This window comes from Xanthomonas sp. (assembly GCF_017163755.1).
GTDB lineage: Bacteria > Pseudomonadota > Gammaproteobacteria > Xanthomonadales > Xanthomonadaceae > Xanthomonas_A.
The window spans coordinates 1-18,038 of the sequence record NZ_JAFIWC010000012.1 but is presented as its reverse complement, the minus strand read 5'-3'; the positions used below and the strand labels follow the sequence as shown (position 1 = coordinate 18,038).

Annotated in this window: 19 protein-coding genes, 1 tRNA gene and 1 pseudogene; 10 read left to right on the top strand and 11 right to left on the bottom strand. The window is 69.5% G+C overall.

Annotated elements, in window-relative coordinates:
- Positions 1-168: 168 nt before the first annotated feature.
- The 4 genes from JR065_RS09640 to JR065_RS09625 all read left to right on the top strand — a co-directional run bounded on the left by JR065_RS09640 (position 169) and on the right by JR065_RS09625 (position 2,927).
- A complete protein-coding gene (locus JR065_RS09640) occupies positions 169-588 on the top strand; it encodes a hypothetical protein (RefSeq protein ID WP_206233877.1) in 420 nt (139 codons plus the stop codon).
- Between the two features lie 139 nt (positions 589-727).
- A complete protein-coding gene (locus JR065_RS09635; protein ID WP_206233876.1) occupies positions 728-907 on the top strand; it encodes a hypothetical protein in 180 nt (59 codons plus the stop codon).
- Positions 908-942: 35 nt separating this feature from the next.
- Positions 943-2,037: a DUF3182 family protein gene (locus tag JR065_RS09630; RefSeq protein ID WP_206233875.1), complete on the top strand. Its 1,095-nt coding sequence runs from the start codon at positions 943-945 to the stop codon at positions 2,035-2,037.
- Positions 2,038-2,039: 2 nt separating this feature from the next.
- The gene (locus JR065_RS09625; protein ID WP_206233874.1) at positions 2,040-2,927 is read left to right on the top strand and encodes an alpha/beta hydrolase family protein; all 888 of its coding nucleotides are present in this window, start codon (positions 2,040-2,042) and stop codon (positions 2,925-2,927) included.
- Between the two features lie 164 nt (positions 2,928-3,091).
- Here JR065_RS09625 and JR065_RS09620 read toward each other — a convergent pair whose 3' ends face one another.
- The 3 genes from JR065_RS09620 to JR065_RS09610 form a co-directional block, all read right to left on the bottom strand.
- Positions 3,092-3,394, bottom strand: a complete 303-nt coding sequence (locus tag JR065_RS09620) for a hypothetical protein (protein ID WP_206233873.1) — start codon at positions 3,392-3,394, stop codon at positions 3,092-3,094.
- A 258-nt stretch (positions 3,395-3,652) separates the two neighbouring features.
- On the bottom strand, positions 3,653-4,456 hold the full coding sequence (gene dkgB / locus JR065_RS09615) for a 2,5-didehydrogluconate reductase DkgB (protein ID WP_206233871.1): 804 nt from the start codon (positions 4,454-4,456) through the stop codon (positions 3,653-3,655).
- A gap of 38 nt (positions 4,457-4,494) precedes the next feature.
- Positions 4,495-5,703, bottom strand: a complete 1,209-nt coding sequence (locus tag JR065_RS09610; protein WP_206233870.1) for an MFS transporter — start codon at positions 5,701-5,703, stop codon at positions 4,495-4,497.
- A 126-nt stretch (positions 5,704-5,829) separates the two neighbouring features.
- Between JR065_RS09610 and JR065_RS09605 the strand changes: the two genes are divergently transcribed.
- From JR065_RS09605 to JR065_RS09595, 3 genes are all read left to right on the top strand, one after another.
- Positions 5,830-6,732, top strand: coding sequence for a LysR family transcriptional regulator (locus tag JR065_RS09605; RefSeq protein WP_206233869.1), 903 nt, complete (start codon positions 5,830-5,832; stop codon positions 6,730-6,732).
- A 289-nt stretch (positions 6,733-7,021) separates the two neighbouring features.
- A complete protein-coding gene (locus JR065_RS09600) occupies positions 7,022-7,465 on the top strand; it encodes an Rrf2 family transcriptional regulator (RefSeq protein ID WP_206233868.1) in 444 nt (147 codons plus the stop codon).
- The gene (locus JR065_RS09595; protein WP_206233866.1) at positions 7,455-8,387 is read left to right on the top strand and encodes an NAD(P)/FAD-dependent oxidoreductase; all 933 of its coding nucleotides are present in this window, start codon (positions 7,455-7,457) and stop codon (positions 8,385-8,387) included. The genes JR065_RS09600 and JR065_RS09595 overlap by 11 nt, the downstream gene beginning before the upstream one ends.
- A 65-nt stretch (positions 8,388-8,452) precedes the next feature.
- Here the strand turns inward: JR065_RS09595 and JR065_RS09590 are convergent, their stop codons facing one another.
- From JR065_RS09590 to JR065_RS09570, 5 genes and pseudogenes are all read right to left on the bottom strand, one after another.
- Positions 8,453-9,673 carry an RtcB family protein gene (locus JR065_RS09590; RefSeq protein ID WP_206233865.1) on the bottom strand — a complete coding sequence of 407 codons (1,221 nt, stop codon included), beginning with the start codon at positions 9,671-9,673 and terminating at the stop codon, positions 8,453-8,455.
- 52 nt (positions 9,674-9,725) lie between these two features.
- The gene (locus JR065_RS09585; protein WP_206233864.1) at positions 9,726-10,847 is read right to left on the bottom strand and encodes a slipin family protein; all 1,122 of its coding nucleotides are present in this window, start codon (positions 10,845-10,847) and stop codon (positions 9,726-9,728) included.
- 406 nt (positions 10,848-11,253) lie between these two features.
- Positions 11,254-11,326 (bottom strand) — tRNA-Lys (locus JR065_RS09580).
- Positions 11,327-11,757: 431 nt separating this feature from the next.
- Complete coding sequence (locus JR065_RS09575) at positions 11,758-11,955, bottom strand: hypothetical protein (protein ID WP_206233862.1); 198 nt, start codon at positions 11,953-11,955, stop codon at positions 11,758-11,760.
- 67 nt (positions 11,956-12,022) lie between these two features.
- Positions 12,023-12,351: pseudogene (locus tag JR065_RS09570) on the bottom strand (low molecular weight protein tyrosine phosphatase family protein).
- 320 nt (positions 12,352-12,671) lie between these two features.
- Here JR065_RS09570 and pcaD point away from each other — a divergent pair.
- A complete protein-coding gene (pcaD, locus tag JR065_RS09565) occupies positions 12,672-13,451 on the top strand; it encodes a 3-oxoadipate enol-lactonase (protein WP_206233861.1) in 780 nt (259 codons plus the stop codon).
- Between the two features lie 152 nt (positions 13,452-13,603).
- Here the strand turns inward: pcaD and JR065_RS09560 are convergent, their stop codons facing one another.
- The 3 genes from JR065_RS09560 to JR065_RS09550 all read right to left on the bottom strand — a co-directional run bounded on the left by JR065_RS09560 (position 13,604) and on the right by JR065_RS09550 (position 16,129).
- On the bottom strand, positions 13,604-14,032 hold the full coding sequence (locus JR065_RS09560; protein WP_206233860.1) for a hypothetical protein: 429 nt from the start codon (positions 14,030-14,032) through the stop codon (positions 13,604-13,606).
- Between the two features lie 106 nt (positions 14,033-14,138).
- Positions 14,139-15,173, bottom strand: coding sequence for an NADP-dependent oxidoreductase (locus tag JR065_RS09555; RefSeq protein ID WP_206233859.1), 1,035 nt, complete (start codon positions 15,171-15,173; stop codon positions 14,139-14,141).
- Positions 15,170-16,129 (bottom strand): aldo/keto reductase, encoded by a 960-nt coding sequence (locus JR065_RS09550; protein WP_206233858.1) that lies wholly within the window; start codon positions 16,127-16,129, stop codon positions 15,170-15,172. The genes JR065_RS09555 and JR065_RS09550 overlap by 4 nt, the downstream gene beginning before the upstream one ends.
- Positions 16,130-16,304: 175 nt before the next feature.
- Here JR065_RS09550 and JR065_RS09545 point away from each other — a divergent pair, with 175 nt between their 5' ends.
- Entirely contained in the window at positions 16,305-17,162 is an 858-nt protein-coding gene (locus JR065_RS09545) for a class I SAM-dependent methyltransferase (RefSeq protein ID WP_206233857.1), read from the top strand.
- A 104-nt stretch (positions 17,163-17,266) separates the two neighbouring features.
- Complete coding sequence (locus JR065_RS09540; RefSeq protein ID WP_206233856.1) at positions 17,267-17,803, top strand: pseudouridine synthase; 537 nt, start codon at positions 17,267-17,269, stop codon at positions 17,801-17,803.
- Positions 17,804-18,038 lie beyond the last annotated feature (235 nt).

Sequence of the window (18,038 nt, the reverse complement as noted above, 5' to 3'; positions counted from 1 at the left end):
GAGCCGCGCTGGCTCTGCACGTCTCGCCCATCCACGGTGGCGGACCAGGCCATCGCACTGGCGCGAACTGGATCACGCCTGGGACACGCGGTCGGCCGCGGCTCACAATGCCATCATCATTTGCGGGCAGAATGGCCCCATCCTGTGATGCGTCGTGGAGCGCTGGCGATGGACGATTTACGCATAGAACAGGTCGATGGCGCCCTCCGCGCATTGGATCAGGACGACCTGCAGCTGAAGGTCGCGCTGTGGCAGTGGGCGTACCTGGAGATGCTGCACGAGACCCTGACCGGGATGCACCAGCTGTCGCACCGCGTGGGCGTGGCGGAACTGGTCGCCGATGCCTGGCTGGCGCCGGTGGATGTGATCGCGCCGGAACAGCCGTTCCTGGACCGCGCCACGCTGGCCGATCAGCGGCTGCAGGCGTTCGCGATCGTCCTGGGCAATGCGCCGTCGCGCGAGTCGCGCGCCAACCTGTGGCGCAGCGGTTACGCCGATGCGATCCGCGCGACCCTGCACGGCATGCACACGCTGGCGGGCAAGCACCAGATCGAGCGGCAGACCGCCGGGCGCTGGCTCAGCGCCTAGCGCGACGCGCAAGGCAACGCGCGCAGCGGGAACCATCGTTGCGGCGCCGGTCACACATCGTCTTCATGCCGCGCGTGGATGACGAGTTGCCGACATATTGTTCACCGCAGCAAAACGCGCGCCCGGACAGCCTGTGGGCATGGTCACTCCCCCGCGCCGTCCGCCGCGAGCCCCCCCGCAAGCGCCCGCAGGCCTGTCCGAGGCCGGCGCATGGTGGCAGCGGCTGCGCGAGAGCCGCATCGGGCAGGCACTGCTGGCATTGCTGCTGGTGCTGCTGCTCGCGCTGCTGCTGGCCCTGTATGGCTGGTATCGCGCTTGATGCTCCTGTTCACGTCCACCCGCGGAGTGCCGCGCATGGCTGTTTCTGCCGTACACGACCAAGTCCTCCGCCATGCGATACGCGAACATCCCGACGACGGCCACGAAGCCGCGACCTATGCCTGGCTGACCCGCGAGGTCGCCCGGCTGATGCAGTTGCCGTTCGAGCGCGACGCGGCCGACGGCGACCGCGGCTTCTACGTGCCCGACGACACCCTCACCGCCGCGCAGGCGGCGCGGCTGGGCCTGCGCGGCGCCTGCGACCTGCTCGGCGGCGTGGTGCCGTACGCGTTCGTGGCGACCAAGGTGATCACCCATCCGCTGGTCGATGCGCATGCCGCCGCGCCGCAGGGATGGCAGCACGCGCTCGGCGGCGCGCTGGTGGATGCCACCGTGCCGGGCTATGCCGCGTTCGCGCGCGAAGACGCGCTGCAGGCGTATGCGCGCCTGTGCGTGGGCGGCCAGGTACGCTTGAAGCTGCCCACCGGCGTCGGCGGCATGGGCCAGCGCCTGCTGGACGACGGCAAGGCCCTGTACGAAGCGCTGGACGCATTGGGCCCGGACTATCTGGCGCAGCACGGCGTGGTGCTGGAGCGGCACTTGGAGCGGCCGGTCACCTTCAGCGTCGGCCAGGTCGATTGCGCCGGACTCACCATCGCCTACTACGGCACCCAGACCACCACGCGCGACCGCGATGGCCGGCAGGCCTATGGCGGCTCGAACCTGTTCGTGATCCGCGGCACGCTGGACGATCTGCTGGCCGGCGAACTGGCCCCGGATCACCGCCAAGCGGTGACCAAGGCGCGCGTATACGATCAATTCATCTCGCGCGCCTATCCTGATTTCTATGCATCGCGGCGCAACTACGACGTGATCGAGGGCTTCGACCGCGACGGCATCCGGCTCAGCGGCGTGCTGGAGCAGTCCTGGCGGATCGGCGGCGCCACGCCGGCCGAGCTCGCCGCGGTCGAGGCATTCCTGCGCGATCCCGCACTGCGAACGGTCGCCGCGTGCACGCGCGAGTTCCACGACGACAGGCCCGCCCCGGCCGATGCGCAGGTCTACTACCGTGGCGAAGACGCGCGGGCGGGCCATCTGCTCAAGTACCGGCAGGTGCTAGGTACCGGATAAGGATGGAAGCGAAACTTTCCAGCATCGAAATCGCCGTCGACAACGACGAGCTCAGCGGCACCCTGCTCACTCCGACCAATGGCATGCCGGGCGTGCTGTTCGTGCACGGCTGGGGTGGCAACCAGCACCACAACCTGGTGCGCGCGCGCGAGGCGGTCGGCCTGGGCTGCGTGTGCCTGACCTTCGATCTGCGCGGCCACGAGGGCCTGGCCTCGATGCGCGAGACGGTCACCCGCGCGCAGAACCTGGCCGACATCAAGGCGGCCTACGACCGGCTCGCCGCCTCGCCGCACGTGGATCCGGAATCGATCGCGGTGGTCGGGCTGAGCTACGGCGGCTACCTGGCATCGCTGCTGACGCTGGAGCGTCCGGTGGAGTGGCTCGCGCTGCGCTCGCCGGCGCTGTACAAGGACGCGCATTGGGATGGCCCGAAGGTGGCGCTGAACCGCGATCCGGACCTGATGCCGTACCGGCACCGCGTGGTCGAGCCCGGCGACAACGTCGCGCTGGCCGCCTGCGCGCGGTTCCGCGGCGACGTGCTGCTGGTCGAGGCCGAGCAGGACGTGATCGTGCCGCACCAGGTGACGCAGAACTACGCTTCGGCCTTCGTCAACGCGCGCTCGCTGACCTCGCGGCTGATCAAGGGCGCCGACCACGCGCTGACGCAGAAGGAGCACCAGCTCGAATACACCCGCTACCTGATCGACTGGCTGACCGAGATGGTGGTGGGGCGGCGCGTGGCGTTGGCCAAGAACGTGGTCGAGCAGCGCAAGCAGCGGCTCAAGACCACGCAGGGCGATGCGGCGACCTCGCCGGGCAAGGGCTCGAAGGAATTCCACGGACGCATCGAAGCCAAGGAGCGTACCTCCGACGCGCCGACGTCGCGCTGAGCTGTCGAGCGTCCTTCTCTGCCAGCTTCGGGCATCGCCAGCTTCAGGCGTCCGATTCGGCCGACGGGTGCAGGAGCGACTTCAGTCGCGACAGGCGATGCCGGCAAGGCCGTCGCGACCGAAGTCGCCCTGCAGCAGCGTCCGTTTCGCCGAACAAAAAACCCCTAGTGGCTGCGCGTGGACTGCTCCAGGTGATGCCACGCATGGCGCACCAGCCAGCGCGCCTCGTCCCAGGGCACCGACAGCGACGGCGCCAGCTGGTGATAGGAGTCCTGCAGCACGCGGTACAGCTGCGCCTCGGTGGCGCGCGGATAGGCCAGATAGACGTCGTAGCCCATCTTCAGCAGCATCGAATAATCGGAGAAGCCGAAGCGGCCGAGCCGTCCGTTGGCGTGTGCATCCTGCCAGTAGGCCATCTCGGCATCCAGATCGACAACAGGACGAGCAAGAGCGGAAGCGGTCTGCATGGGTAGGTCTCCTCGCGAAGCCAACCCCCCTGTCGATCCGATCCTAGCGGATATTTCCGGCTGCGTCAGCGAAACGCATCGAGCGGCGAGGCGGGCGCTGAACCGATCAGGGACGTGCATGGACGATCCGGTAGACGCGTAAACGCTTACACGCCCGCGAGCCGTGGCCGCGGCGATGCGCGTTGCCGCATCGCCACGGGCGCCGCCATGCCGATCGCACATGCGACGCCGGCACGACCCGGCGCGAAGCGCGCCGGATCAGTCCCACGCCGGCGCGATGCCGCCCGGATTGGCGAGGCGTTCGCCACGGTCGAGCGTGGCGATCTGGGCCATGTCCTGCGCGTCCAGCCGCAGCGTCTGCGCCAGCAGGTTGCTGGCCAGGTTCTCGCGCCTGGTCGACGAGGGAATCACCGCGTAGCCCTGCTGCAACGCCCAGGCCAGCGCGACCTGCGCCGGCGTGGCCTGGTGGCGCGCGGCGACCGCGACGATCAGCGGATCCTTGAGCACCTTGCCGTAGGCCAGCGTCATGTACGAGGTGACATGGATGCCCTGCGCCTGCAGGAACCCGACCAGCGCGCGGTTCTGCAGATACGGATGCACTTCGATCTGGTTGGTGGCGATGGCGTCGGCGCCGAGCAGCTCGATCGCCTGCCGGGTCAGGTCGATGGTGAAGTTGGACAGGCCGATCTGCCGGGTCAGCCCCTGCGCCTTGGCCTCGGCCAGCGCGTGCAGGTACTCGGCCATCGGCACCGCGTCGTGTGGCGAGGGCCAGTGGATCAGGGCCAGGTCCACGCAGTCGCTGCGCAGCTTGTCCAGGCTCTGGCGCAGGCTGGGCAGCAGCGCGTGGCGGGAGAGGTTGTCGGTCCACACCTTGGTGGTGACGAACAGCTGTTCGCGCGGCACGCCGGCCTCGGCGATGGCCTGTCCGACCTCGGCCTCGTTGCCGTAGACCTGCGCGGTGTCGACGGCGCGATAGCCCAGTTCCAGCGCGTTGCGCACCGAGTCGATGACGACCTGGTCCTTGAGCCGGAACGTGCCCAGGCCGAATGCGGGAATGCTCATGGGATGACTCCTTGCAGGGGGAAAAGAGGACGCCGCTGTCAGCGTACGACCGGCGCGGCGGCAACGGACGCATCGCGGCGCGCATCGCGGCGGTCCAGCCAGCCGCTCAACGCGGTCAGCGCGACCGCGACCACGAGCGCGCCGATCCACGGCGTATGGATCAGGCCGATGCGCTCGACGATCACGCCGCCGAGCCAGGCGCCGCCGGCGATGCCGACATTGAACGCGGCGATGTTCAGGCCCGAGGCCACGTCGGTGGCGCGCGGCACGAAGCGCTGCGCCTGCTTGACCACGTACACCTGCAGCCCCGGCACGTTGCCGAACGCGACCGCGCCCCAGGCCAGGACCGTGGCCAGCACCAGCACGCGATCGCCGGCGGTGAAGGTGAGCGCCAGCAGCACCAGCGCCAGCAACGCGAAGATCAGCTTCAGCGCGGCGATCGGGCCGCGGCGGTCGGCCAGGCGCCCGCCCCACAGGTTGCCGGCGGCCACCGACACGCCGTACAGCAGCATCACCCCGCCGACCGCGCCGGCGCTGAACCCGCTGATGTCCTGCAGGATCGGCGCCAGATAGGTGAAGGCGGTGAACGAGCCGCCGTAGCCGACCGCGGTCATCGCGTAGACCAGCAGCAGGCGCGGCTGCGCAAGCACCTGCAGCTGCTGGCGCAGCGTGGCCGGCGCGCTGTGGTGCACGGCGCGCGGCACGAACGCGATGCTGCCCAGCAGCGCCAGCACGCCCAGCGCGGCGACCGCCAGGAACGTGGCGTGCCAGCCGAAATGCTGGCCGATGAAGGTGCCCAGCGGCACGCCGGTGACCAGGGCCACGGTCAGCCCGGTGAACATGACCGCGATCGCGCTGGCGGCCTTGTCCTTCGGCACCACATTGGTGGCGATGATCGAGCCGATCGAGAAGAACACGCCGTGCGCCAGGCCGGTGAGCACCCGCGCCAGCACCAGCGCGGCGTAGCCCGGGGCCAGGTAGGCGACCAGGTTGCCGACGGTGAACAGCGCCATCAGCGCCACCAGCAGCGTCTTGCGCGGCACGCGGCCGGTCAGCGCGGTCAGCACCGGCGCGCCGATCGCCACGCCCAACGCATACAGGCTGACCAGCAGGCCGGCCGACGGCAGGCTGACGCCCAGGTCGGCGGCGATGGTTGGCACCAGGCCGACGATGACGAACTCGGTGGTGCCGATGGCGAAGGCGCCCAGGGTCAGCGCCAGCAGAGCGGGAGGCAGGGAACGGGACATGGAGGCGTCCTGGGGTGGGAAGGCGCGCAGTGTGGGCGAGCGATCCTTGCGGAAAAACCCGGTCATCGGCCAATGACTTTCGCTTTCTGGTCAATAATCGACGCACCGCTCCCATCCCGCGCAGCCATGAAGACGACGCTCGACGAACTGCAGGCCTTCATCGCCGTGGTCGACACCCGCTCGATCACCGCCGCCGCCGAGGCGCTGGGCCAGACCGTGTCCGGGGTGAGCCGCGCGCTCGGACGGCTGGAACAGAAACTGCAGACCACGCTGCTGCGCCGGACCACCCGGCGCCTGGCCCTGACCGAGGAAGGGCAGGCGTTCCTGCAGCGCGCGCGCGAGATCGTCGCGGCGGTGGAGCAGGCCGAGGAGCAGATGGTCGCGCGCCGGCAGCGCCCGGCCGGGCGGCTGCGCGTGGATGCCGCCACGCCGTTCATGCTGCACGTCGTCGTGCCGCAGGTGGCCGGCTATCGCGCCCGCTACCCGGAAGTGGAGCTGGAACTGGCGAGCAACGACGGCATCATCGACCTGATCGAGCGCCGCACCGACCTGGCGATCCGCATCGGCGCGCTGCGCGACTCCAGCCTGCACGCCCGTGCGCTGGGCCACAGCCGCCTGCGCGTGCTCGCCAGTTCCGACTATCTGGCCAGGCACGGCACCCCGAGGCAGGTGGACGAGCTGGCGCGGCACACCCTGCTCGGTTTCACCCAGCCCGAGTCGCTCAACCAATGGCCGCTGCATGGCAGCGACGGCGACACGCTGCACATCCGTCCGGCCATCGCCTGCTCCAGCGGCGAAACCCTGCGCCAGCTCGCGCTGGCCGGCGAAGGCATCGTCTGCCTGTCCGACTTCATGACCGTCGCCGACCGCCGCCAGGGCCGCCTGGTCCCGTTGTTGCCGAAGCACACGCTGGACGTGCGCCAGCCGATTCATGGCGTCTATTACCGCAATACCGCGGTCTCGGCGCGCATCGCCTCGTTCCTGGACCACCTGGCCGACGCGCTGGGCCCGACGCCGTTCGCGGCGTAGCGGCGGGAACGCGCAGGCGGCGCAGCGGCCCGCCGCGGAACATGCGGGATCCACGGAGGCCATGTCGGCATTGCCGGTTGCGCGGCTGTCCGACGTCGCGAAGGCCCGCCGCCGGATCGGGCGCGCAGCGCCGGCGCTCATGCACGCAACGCCGACGGCCCTGCCGATAGGCTGCATTCGACGACGAGCTTCCTCGCCGGCGCATGCTCGGTGCAGCCACGCGAGTCGCTCATGCAGCTGAATTCCGCAGGGCTGGACATCGCCCAGATAATGTAACTATGATCGTTACATGAAAAGAAACACGCAGCTGTCCGACGTGCTGCACGTGCTGGTCCACCTGGCGCAGCACGGCGAGCCGATGACCTCCGAGCAGATGGCCGCCTGCCTGCACAGTCACGCGGTGGTGGTGCGGCGGTTGTTGGCGCGGCTGCGCGAAGCGCAACTGGTCGAGTCCACGCGCGGCCACGGCGGCGGCTGGCAGCTGGCGCGCGCGGCGGACGCGATCAGCCTGTACGACGTGTACGTCGCCTTGGGCGAACCGCTGTTGCTCGGCCACGGCGTGCGCGGCGCGCATCCGGGCTGCGCGATCGAGCGCGCGGTCAACGACGCGCTGGACGACGGCTACCGGCAGGCGCAGGCGGCGCTGGTCACGCAACTTCAGGCACTGACGCTGCGCAAGCTGGGCCAGCGCGTGCAACGCAAACTCGGACAGGAGAAGACCCATGCAGCATGACGCCGTCGTCGTCGGTGGCAGTTTCGCCGGCCTGTCGGCCGCGACGATGCTGGCGCGCGGGCACCGCCGCGTGCTGGTGATCGATGCCGGCCTGCCGCGCAACCGCAGCGCCGCGCATTCCCATGGCCTGCTGGCGCTGGACGGGATGCCGGGCAGCGCGGTGCTGGCCCAGGCCAAGGCGCAGGTGCTGGCCTATCCCACCGTCAGCTGGTGGGACGGCCAGGTCGAAGACGCCAAGCCGCTGGCGGACGGCTGGGACGTGGTGCTGGCCGATGGCCGGCATGCGCGCACGCGCGGCATGGTGCTGGCGACCGGCGTCGCTGACCAGTTGCCGGACCTGCCGGGCGTGGCGCCGCGCTGGGGACATACGGTGATGCACTGCCCGTACTGCCATGGCTACGAGCTCGGCAGGCAGGCGCGCATCGGCGTGCTCGGCAACGGCACCACGGGCTCGGCGGAGCAGGCGCTGATGCTGGCCGACTGGGGCCAGGTGACGCTGTTCGCGCAGGGCATGCCGCTGGACGATGCCGCGCTGATGGCCAGGCTGGCCAGGCGCGGCGTGCAGGTGGAGACGCGCCAGGCGGTCGCGCTGGAAGGCGAGGGCACCGCGATCGACGGCATGCGCGTGGCCGATGGCGAACGCGTGGCGATCCAGGCGCTGTTCCTGTCCGCACCGATGGCCATGGCCACGCCGCTGGCCGAGCGCCTGGGCTGCGCCTTCGACGACGGCCCGCTCGGGCCGTATCTGCGCGTGGACGAGAAGAAGGCGACCAGCCTGCGGCGGGTGTACGCGGCAGGCGATGCCGCGCGCATGTTCGGCAACGCCACCCTGGCCTCGGCCGACGGCGTGCTCGCCGGCATCGGCCTGCATCATGCGCTGATCGCCGAAGACAGCGAGCCGGATAGCGCGAGCGGTGGTTAAAAAAAAGGCCGTCCGCGAACGGACGGCCTGCGCCTGCCGGCGCCGCCGCAAGCCTCGCGGCGGCCTCAGCCCTTCACGCACACCACCTGGCGCAGCGTGTGCACCACTTCCACCAGGTCGCGCTGCGCGGCCATCACCGCGTCGATCGACTTGTACGCCGCCGGCGACTCGTCGATCACCGCCGCGTCCTTGCGGCATTCCACGTGCGCGGTGGCCTCGCGGTGCTGGGCCAGGGTGATCTGCTGGCGTGCCGCGGTGCGGCTCATCACCCGGCCGGCACCGTGGCTGCAGCTGTGGAAGCTCTCGGCATTGCCCAGCCCGCGCACGATGTAGCTGCGCGTGCCCATGCTGCCGGGAATGATGCCCAGTTCGCCGGCGCGGGCGCTGACCGCGCCCTTGCGGGTCACCAACAGTTCCTCGCCGGCGTGCGTTTCCTTTTGCACGTAGTTGTGGTGGCAGTTCACCGCGAGCTTCTCCAACTGGAACTTGGGCAGGCGGTGGCGCATCTCCGCCAGCACCCGCGCCATCATCGCCTCGCGGTTCGCGCGCGCGTAGTCCTGCGCCCAGGACACCGCCTCGACGTAGTCGTCGAACAGCGGCTCGCCTTCCATGAAGAACGCCAGGTCCTTGTCCGGCAGGTGGAAGCCGAGCACGCGGTGCGCCAACTGCTCGCGCGCGCGTTCGATGAAGTAGGTGCCGATCAGGTTGCCGGTGCCGCGCGAGCCGCTGTGCAGCATCACCCACACCGCACCGGTCTCGTCCAGGCAGATCTCGATGAAGTGGTTGCCGCCGCCGAGCGTGCCGATCTGGCAGTCCAGCTTGTCGGTGCGGATGCGGCGGTGCCTGGCCTTGATCGTGTCCAGGCGCTCCACCAGCCCCGACTGCGCGATGCGCGTGGCGATGCTGTCCGGCAGCTTGCGGTGCTCGCCGCCGCGGCCGTTGCCCACCGGCACGCTGCGCTCGATGCCCGAACGCAGCTGGGCCAGGTTGTCGGGCAGGTCGGACGCGCGCAGCGTGGTGCGCACCGCGGCCATGCCGCAGCCGATGTCCACGCCCACCGCCGCCGGGATGATCGCGCCGCGGGTCGGGATCACCGAGCCCACCGTCGCGCCCTTGCCCAGGTGCACGTCGGGCATCACCGCCACCCACGGTCCCACGAACGGGACCGAGGCGATGTTGCGCAGCTGTTCGTGGGCCTGCGCCTCCAGCGGCACGCCGTGCACCCAGCCCTTGATCGGCGTGGCGCTGCCTTCGGCATGCAGCAATTCGTAGTTCTGAGTCGTCATGTCTTCGTTCCTTCGGGGCCTGCGCGGCGCTTCCTTTGCCGCGCAGGCGGTATCACTTCATCGTCACCAACTGCTTCAGCACGCCATCCAGGCCGCCGAACACGGTGAGCTTGTCGATCTTCTCGGTGACCTTCTCCAGCGCCTCCAGCTCCTTGAGCCGCATCAGCACCGGGTTGTCCTCGATCAGCTTGGCGGTATTGAGCAGCGAACGCGTGGCGTTGGCCTCCTCGCGGCGGCGGATCACGTTGGCCTGCGCCGACTTCTCCGCCTGCACCACCGCGTTGAGGATCTCCTTCATCTCGCCGGGCAGGATCACGTCCTTGACGCCCACGCCCAGCACCTCGATGCCGAAGCCGGCGACCTGCCCGCGCACGTAGCCGAAGATGTCCGCGTCCAGCGAGGCCTTGTCGCCGAGCAGCTCGTCCAGTGTCTTGGCTGAGACCGCACGGCGCAAACCGTACTGCAGCTCGCGGTACAGCTGGTCGCCGTACTTGGCCACCCGCGTCCGTGCCGCGACCGGGTCGGCGACGCGCATGCTCGCGGCCAGGTTGACGCGCAGGCTGACCTTGTCGCGGGTCAGCAGCTCCTGTCCCGACACTTCCACCGACTGGATACGCAGCTCGATCACCTCCGCGACGATGTTCTTGCGGAAGTTCCAGAACGCGTAGTGGCCGGGGCGCAGGGTCTGCTGCAGCCGCCCATCGACGAACACCAGTCCCGCCGACTCGGCCGGAACCTCCAGCGCGGCCGCAAAGCGCGACAGCACGCCGAGCTGGCGCAGGCGCTGCGCGACATCCGGCGGCACCGCCAGGCTCTCGCCCAGCGGCACGCGCATCACCTCCACCGCGATCAGCCCGCGCCAGTACAGCCGGCGGGTACCGGGCGGCAGCACGTCCTCGAGCTTGCCTTGCTTGAACACCAGGCCCACCTCGTCGCTGCCCAGATCGGCCAGCACGAACACCTCGTGCAACTGTGCGCCCAGGCGCGCGATCAGCGCGTCGACATCGTGGCCGGCGTACTCCGGCCCGGCGATATCGAAGGTCTTCACCTCCACGCGCTGCGACGGATCGAACAGACGGTAGACGCCGGGCGCGAGCACGCGCTCGAAACGCCGGTTGCGATACACCAGGCCGCGCTCGCTATCGCCGATCACGACCCGCTTGGTCCAGAACATGGCACGTTCTCCTTGTGTGTGGCTCTGGTGATCCGGTCCTGTGAACGACGCCAGCGCGCCGGACCGACGAGCGCGAGGACGCAACGGTGCGACGCCATCGGCGCCGCCGGGTCTCGTGCGGCGCCAGGCGCCGCACGCAACGCGGGAAGGAACGCAAGCGCGCGCCTGACGTCGCTACCGCGGCCGACGTGCGCTGTCGGTGCGCAAGGCCAGTGCGGACGCGGCATCGCGGTGCATTGCGATGCGATCGTCGGCGCGGGCACGCACGTCCAGGGCGGCGTGGCGGCGGCAGCGGCGCTGCGGTACATGCGATGCGCAACGCCCGGGGCGGTGCGCGCGGCCTGTCCCGCACGGCGCGGCTTGCTGGGCTTGCGCCCGGTAGTGCGCATGACGTGAAAGGTCATGTTTTTCGGAGCGGGAATCGAACCCGCAACGTCGGATTAAGTTTCCGATGCTCTATCCAGTTGAGCTATCCAAAAGCGACGTGCCGGAGTCGAACCGGCGACCAGTGGATTAACCACCGCTCTACCTCTGAGCTAACGTCTGCTGGAAACGGCACGTCCCGGCCACAGGCATACGCGACGGCAGTGCCGTGCGCACCGGACGGGAATATCATCCCGTACCGCTAGCGACCATTAAGTATCGTTTCCCGATTGACGCCTCTGTCGAAGCGGCAATTCCTGCATCGATCCTTTCCCCGCCGCCCGCGTCCGGCACCTGGACGCAGCGCTTGCGCGCCTGGCTAGCGAAACTTCCCTGTTTCCGGGCATTCCATGCCCGGGTGCCTGGGGTTGGGTCGACCAAACACGTTGCGAACGCGCAAAGCAAAACGCCCCCGGCGTGGTGTCCGAGGGCGTTCGCGTTCCTCGGAGATCGGCGTGACCGATCTCCGTAGCGGAAGATCAGTCGATCAGATGGTGGGGTCCAGCCGCAGCGCCTTGCCGCGCAGCGCGCGCATCGCCGCTGCGCGCGATTCGCGCGGCAGGCTGGGCAGATGGGCGTTGAAGAGGCGGATATTCATGGTCTGGTCGCGTGCTGGAGCCGGATGTGCCGGCTGATGGGCGCGCACATTACCTGCGTTGTTTTCATTGCGCAAGGGTTTTTTCAAAAAAGTATTTTCCGATTATCTCGGCGTCGCGTCGGCACTGCATTCGCGCAACGCAACCGAACGACGCTCAACGCCGTGGCAGATGCGACGGAACCGCGCGCAGCAGGCGCTCCACCAGCGCCGGCGCCATAAAGGCGTAATCGTCGGGAATGTCCAGGCATGCCACGCGCTTGCCGCCCAGGTGGCGCTTGAACTCCGCAGTCAGCTTGCGGCGATGCCTGGTTCCATCACCAGCACCAGGTCGGCCCAGGCGAGCAGTTCGGGCGTCACCGGCGTGTCGGCGTCGGCGTGGACGCCGGCCGAGGCGGTCTCGATGCCCGGCCAATCGGCGAACACCTGCTCGGCGGTGGGACTGCGCAGCCGGTTGCGGGCACACACGAACAGGACGTGGCGGATGGGAGGCACGGCGCGCGGACGACGATCGGGATGCACGCATGCTAACGCCGACGGCGCAGGCGGCGATACCCTGCCGAACGCACGCGTCGCACCGGGGTCGCGCATCGCGGCGCCGGATCATTTCTCTCGCGCGCACTGCCGTCCAACGTGCGCGCTTTCCTGTGCCTCGTGCTGGCCCTGCAGCAGTAGGTGGCGCGTTCGGCGACCTCCGGCGCGGCATGCGTCCTGCTGCGCGCCCGGTAGCAAGTGGCGTTGCGACAAGAGCGCTAGACTTCGAGTGCAGCCAACGTTCGCACGCCTTTTCCCTGTCGGCCATCGCCATGCCCTATCTCGAACTCCCCACGCACCGCCTGCACTACCGCGTCGACGGCACCGAAGGCCGCCCATGGCTGACCTTCTGCAATTCGCTGGCCACCGACCTGCACATGTGGGATGCGCAGATCGCCACCTTCGCGCCGTACTACCGGATACTGCGCTACGACCGCCGCGGCCATGGCGCGTCCGCCGCCGTTGCCGGCCCGTACACGATCGCCGCGCTCGCCGGCGACGTGCTGGCGCTGCTGGACGCGCTGTCGATCGAGCGCACCCACTTCTGCGGCCTGTCGATCGGCGGCCTGACCGGGCAATGGCTGGGCGCGCATGCCGCGTCGCGGCTGCACACGCTGAGCGTATGCGCTACCGCGGCCAAGATCGGCACCGCGGACAGCTGGCAGGCGCGCATCGCGCAGGTGCAGGCCGACGGCCTGGCGACGCTGTGCGCGGGCACCCGTGAGCGCTGGTTCAACGCGGACTTCGCGGCGAAACAGCCGGCGCTGGTGGACGCGATGATGGCGCGCTTCCTGGCTACCGATCCGCGCGCCTACGTGGCCTGCTGCCAGGCGGTGGCCGCCGCCGATTTCCGCGACACGCTCGGCGCGATCGTCACCCCGCTGCTGGCCATCGCCGGGCACGAGGACCCGGTATGCCCGCCCGCCGAGCTGCAGGCGATCGCCGCGCAGGCGCTGCGCGGGCAGCTCGCGCAGGTCCACGGACGCCACCTGTGCAATATCGAGTCGCCGCATGCATTCAACGACGCGTTGCTGCGCTTCCTGCTGCAATGAGTGCGGGGGGCGCCGGTGTGCCGATGATGGGCGCGCCGGATGCCTTGCCGGACAGCGCCATGACCGAAGCCGCTCTCAAAGACGTCGCGGTCATGCGGGCCGCAGTCATGCCCAGGTAATTCGAGGCGCACGCCTGGCCCGCCGAAGCGCGGCTAGCTCTTATCCAGATAGAACGTCAGGTACTTCTTGGGCCGTCCCTGGAAGGCGCGCGCCTTGCCGAAGCGGTGGGCCTGGTCGAAACACTCGTACGCCTGGGCAGTTTCTCCCAGTTCGAAGCACGCCATTCCGAGATTGAGCAAGGGGCCGGTGTCGATATCCGATTCCCGGCCCTCCAGGGTCTTCTGCGCCCAGTGTCTGGCCGCCTCGAAGTCGCCGGCGTCGAAGTGCAACTGGAAAAAAGAGCCCGCGACCCATGCCGACAACGGCGTCCATCCGAGCTTCGGCTCGGGCAGCAGGTCCCATGCCTTCTGGTACATGGCCCTGGCCCCGTCTTCCTTGCGCTCGTCCAGTTCGTTGCCCGACGCCATGAGGGCCATTATTTCTTGGGCCAATTCGGGGCGCTCGTCCGCCAGGTCTTTCATGTGTCGCCGGTTCGCAGAGGTGGGGCCGATAGGTTGCCAGAGGGCGGGCGCGCGGTGGACGCCGCCGCCGGCGCCGCGTCCTTGAAAACCGCCCGCGCCGCCGTTCTCAGTCCAGCTGCACCACCAGCTTGCCGAAGTTGCCGCCGTCGAGCATGTCGATGAAGGCCTGCGGCGCGTTCTCCAGTCCGTGCACGACATGCTCGCGGTAGCGCACGCGGCCGTCGGCCAGCCATGCGCCCATTTCGCGCAGGAACTCCGGGTACAGCTTGACGAAGTCGCTGACGATGAAGCCGCGCAAGGTCAGCCGCTGGCGCAGCACCTGGTTCAGCAGCGCCGGCAGGCGGTCCGGCCCCGGCGGCAGTTCGCCTCTCTTGTTGTAGGTGGCGATGGTGCCGCACACCGGCACCCGCGCGAAATCGTTGAGCAGCGGCAGTACCGCATCGAACACATGCCCGCCGACGTTCTCGAAATAGACGTCGATACCGTCTTGCGCGGCGCCGCGCAGTTGCTCGGCGAAGTCCGCGGCGCGATGGTCCAGCGCCACGTCCACGCCCAGTTCCTCGCGCAGGTAGCGGCATTTGTCGGCGCCGCCGGCAATGGCGATCACCCTGGCGCCGCGCAACCTGGCGATCTGCGCCACGCTGGCGCCGACCGGGCCGGTGGCGGCGGCGACCGCCACGGTTTCGCCGCTCTGCGGCTTGCCGATCTCGTGCAGGCCGGCATAGGCGGTGAAACCGGGCATGCCGTAGACGCCGAGCGCGGTGCTCGGCGGCAGCGGCGACTGCGGATCGAGCTTGCGCCGCAGATCGGCGCCATCGGCCACGACATGCGTCTGCCAGCCGCCGCTTTGCACCAACACCAAATCGCCGGGCTTGAGGTCCGCGTGATGCGATTCCAGCACCTCGGCGACGGTGCTGCCGACCATCACCTCGCCCAGCTGCACCGGCGACGCGTAGGAGGGCTCATCGCTCATGCGCCCGCGCATGTACGGATCCAGCGACAGCCAGCGGTTGCGCAACAGCACCTGGCCGGGGCCGGGCGCGGCCAGCGGCGCCTGTTCGATACGGAAATTCTGCGCGGTCGGCGCCCCGGTCGGGCGCGAGGCGAGGACCACGCGGGTGGTGTGGGGAACGGAACTCATGGGGTCTCCTTGCTGGCGGCATCCAATTGCGCGGCGTCGTCGGCCGACAGCGCCAGGCGGGCGGCCGCCAGCAGCTGCTGCAACTGCTCGATGCTGGTCGCGCTGGCGATCGGCGCGGCGATACCGGGACGCGCGATCAGCCATGCCAGCGCCACCTGGGTCGGCGTGGCCGAATGCTTGCCGGCGATGTCGTCGAGCGCGGCGAGGATGCGCAGTCCGCGCGGGTTGAGATAGCGCGCGATGACGCTGTCGCCGCGCGCCTGGCTCTTGGCGGCGTCGGCGGGGCTGCGGTACTTGCCGCTGAGGAAGCCGCGGGCCAGCGCGTAGTAGCAGATCGTGCCCAGGCCCTGCTCGCGCACCAGCGGTTCCAGGCCGGCTTCGTAGCCGCTGCGGTCGTACAGGTTGTATTCGGGCTGCAAGGTCTCGTAGCGCGGCAACCCGTACTGCGCCGACACCTTCAGCGCCTCGGCGAGGCGTTCGGCGCTGTAGTTGGAGGCGCCGATCGCGCGCACCTTGCCCTGTTCGATCAACCGCCCGAACGCGGCCAGCGAGGCTTCCAACGGCACCGACTCGTCGTCCTCGTGCGCCTGGTACAGATCGATCACGTCGGTCTGCAGGCGTTGCAGCGATTCTTCCACCGCCGCGGCGATGTTGTCGGCGGACAGGCCCGGGCGTTCGGCCCACTTGCCGACCTTGGTCGCGATCAACACCTTGTCGCGCTTGCCGCTGCGCTTGAGCCACTGGCCGATGAGGGTTTCCGACTCGCCGCCGCGGTTGCCGGGAACCCACGCCGCATACGCATCGGCGGTGTCGATCAGGTTGAAGCCCGCGTCGACGAAGGCGTCGAGCAAGGCGAAGGAGGTCTTGGCGTCGACGCTCCAGCCGAACACGTTGCCGCCGAAGGCGAGCGGCGCCGCGTGCAGGCCGGAACGGCCGAGTTCGCGCGTGTGCAGCATGGGGAACGCTCCGCTGTGGGGAAGGGCGACAGGATAGTCGCCCGGGGTTTCGGTATCGGGGCGATGGTGGCGAAAACAGCGTTCCGTTTGCGTGATTCGCGCTAACGCGACGGCAACGTTCGGGTGCGCAGCCATGCATGCTAGGCTCGCCTCACATCGAAACCGGACGTACGCCATGAGCCTTCGAACCACCCTTGCCTGCGCTTGTACCCTCGCCATTGCCGCGACGCTGGCGATCCCGCCGGCGCAGGCGATCAAGCCCGCCGACAGCGCCAGCCTGCCGGCGCCGGATCCGGCGCTTCAGGCCGCGATCGACGGCAGCTGGCGCGACCGCGCCTACGTGGCACGCGACGCCTACCGGCATCCCGGGCAGACGCTGGCGTTCTTCGGCATCAAGCCCACCCACACAGTGATCGAGATCACGCCCGGCGGTGGCTGGTACTCGGAGATCCTGGCGCCGTACCTGCGCGAGCGTGGCCAGTACGTGGCCGCGGTGGTGGATCCGGCGGCGGTGCCTGAAGGCCGCGGCCGCGACTACCAGCAGAAGGCGCGCACGACGCTGGAGCAGAAGTTCGCCGCCGCGCCGGCGCAGTACGGCAAGGCCAAGCTGGTCGGCTACGCGCCCACCGCGCCGGTGTTCGGGCCGGCCGCGTCGGCCGACCTGGTGCTGACCTTCCGCAACGTGCACAACTGGCGCATGTCCGGCCAGGCCGAGGGCATGTTCAAGGGCTTCTACCAGGTGCTCAAGCCCGGCGGCGTGCTCGGCGTGGTCGAACACCGCGCCAAGGCCGACGTGCCGGCCGACGACAAGAGCGGCTACGTGGGTCAGGCGCAGGTGATCGCGATGGCCGAGGCCGCCGGCTTCAAGCTGGCCGGCAAGAGCGAGGTCAACGCCAATCCGCGCGACACCAAGGATTATCCGGGCGGGGTGTGGACGCTGCCGCCGAGCAACAGCCACGACGCCGCCGACGAGGCCAAGTACAAGGCGATCGGCGAGAGCGACCGGATGACGTTGAAGTTCGTCAAGCCGTAAGCGACACCAGCGGCGCGGCGATCGCGCGTGGGAGAATGGTCCCGCGCGCGGCGCTGCCTGCGTCGCGATTCCTTCGCGCCTACCGCCTGCCCATAGCGCTGCACATGCTGATCGCGTTCAACAAGCCGTTCAATGTGCTGTGCCAGTTCACCGACCGCAGCCAGCCGCCACGGCGCACGCTGGCCGGATTCGGGCTGCCCGCCGACATGTACGCGGCGGGGCGGCTGGACTACGACAGCGAGGGCCTGCTGCTGCTGACCGACGACGGCACGCTGGCGCACCGCCTGACCGACCCGCGGCACAAGCAGCCCAAGACCTATTGGGTGCAGGTGGAAGGCATGCCGCAGCCCGGGCAACTGCAGCGCCTGCGCGACGGCGTGGTGTTGAACGACGGCCCCACCGCGCCGGCCCAGGCGGATGTGCTGGAGGCGGCGCCGGCGTTGTGGCCGCGCGATCCGCCGGTGCGTTTCCGCAAGACGGTGCCCGACGCGTGGCTGCAGATCGTGCTGCGCGAGGGCCGCAACCGCCAGGTGCGGCGCATGACCGCCGCGGTCGGTCTGCCGACCTTGCGCCTGGTGCGGGTGGCGGTCGGCGCGCACCGGCTGGACGGGCTGGCACCGGGGACGTGGCGGGTGCTGTAGCGCTGGCGGCGGCGCAGCACAAGTCGCCGCGTTGACGTGCGGCGAGTTCGTTTCGCCGCGCTTTTTGCCGTACGCTGCCGCGCGGCGCCGGATTCGATGGCTTGACCCCGGAGTTTTTCTTCACGGCCAGTGCCTTCGGCTAGCCAGAAGTCTGCCTTCTGTAGGAGTCAACTGTCATGCAGGAGCGATCCCAGGAGGGGCATAAGGCGCTCGATCACGCGCGATGGCGTTGAGC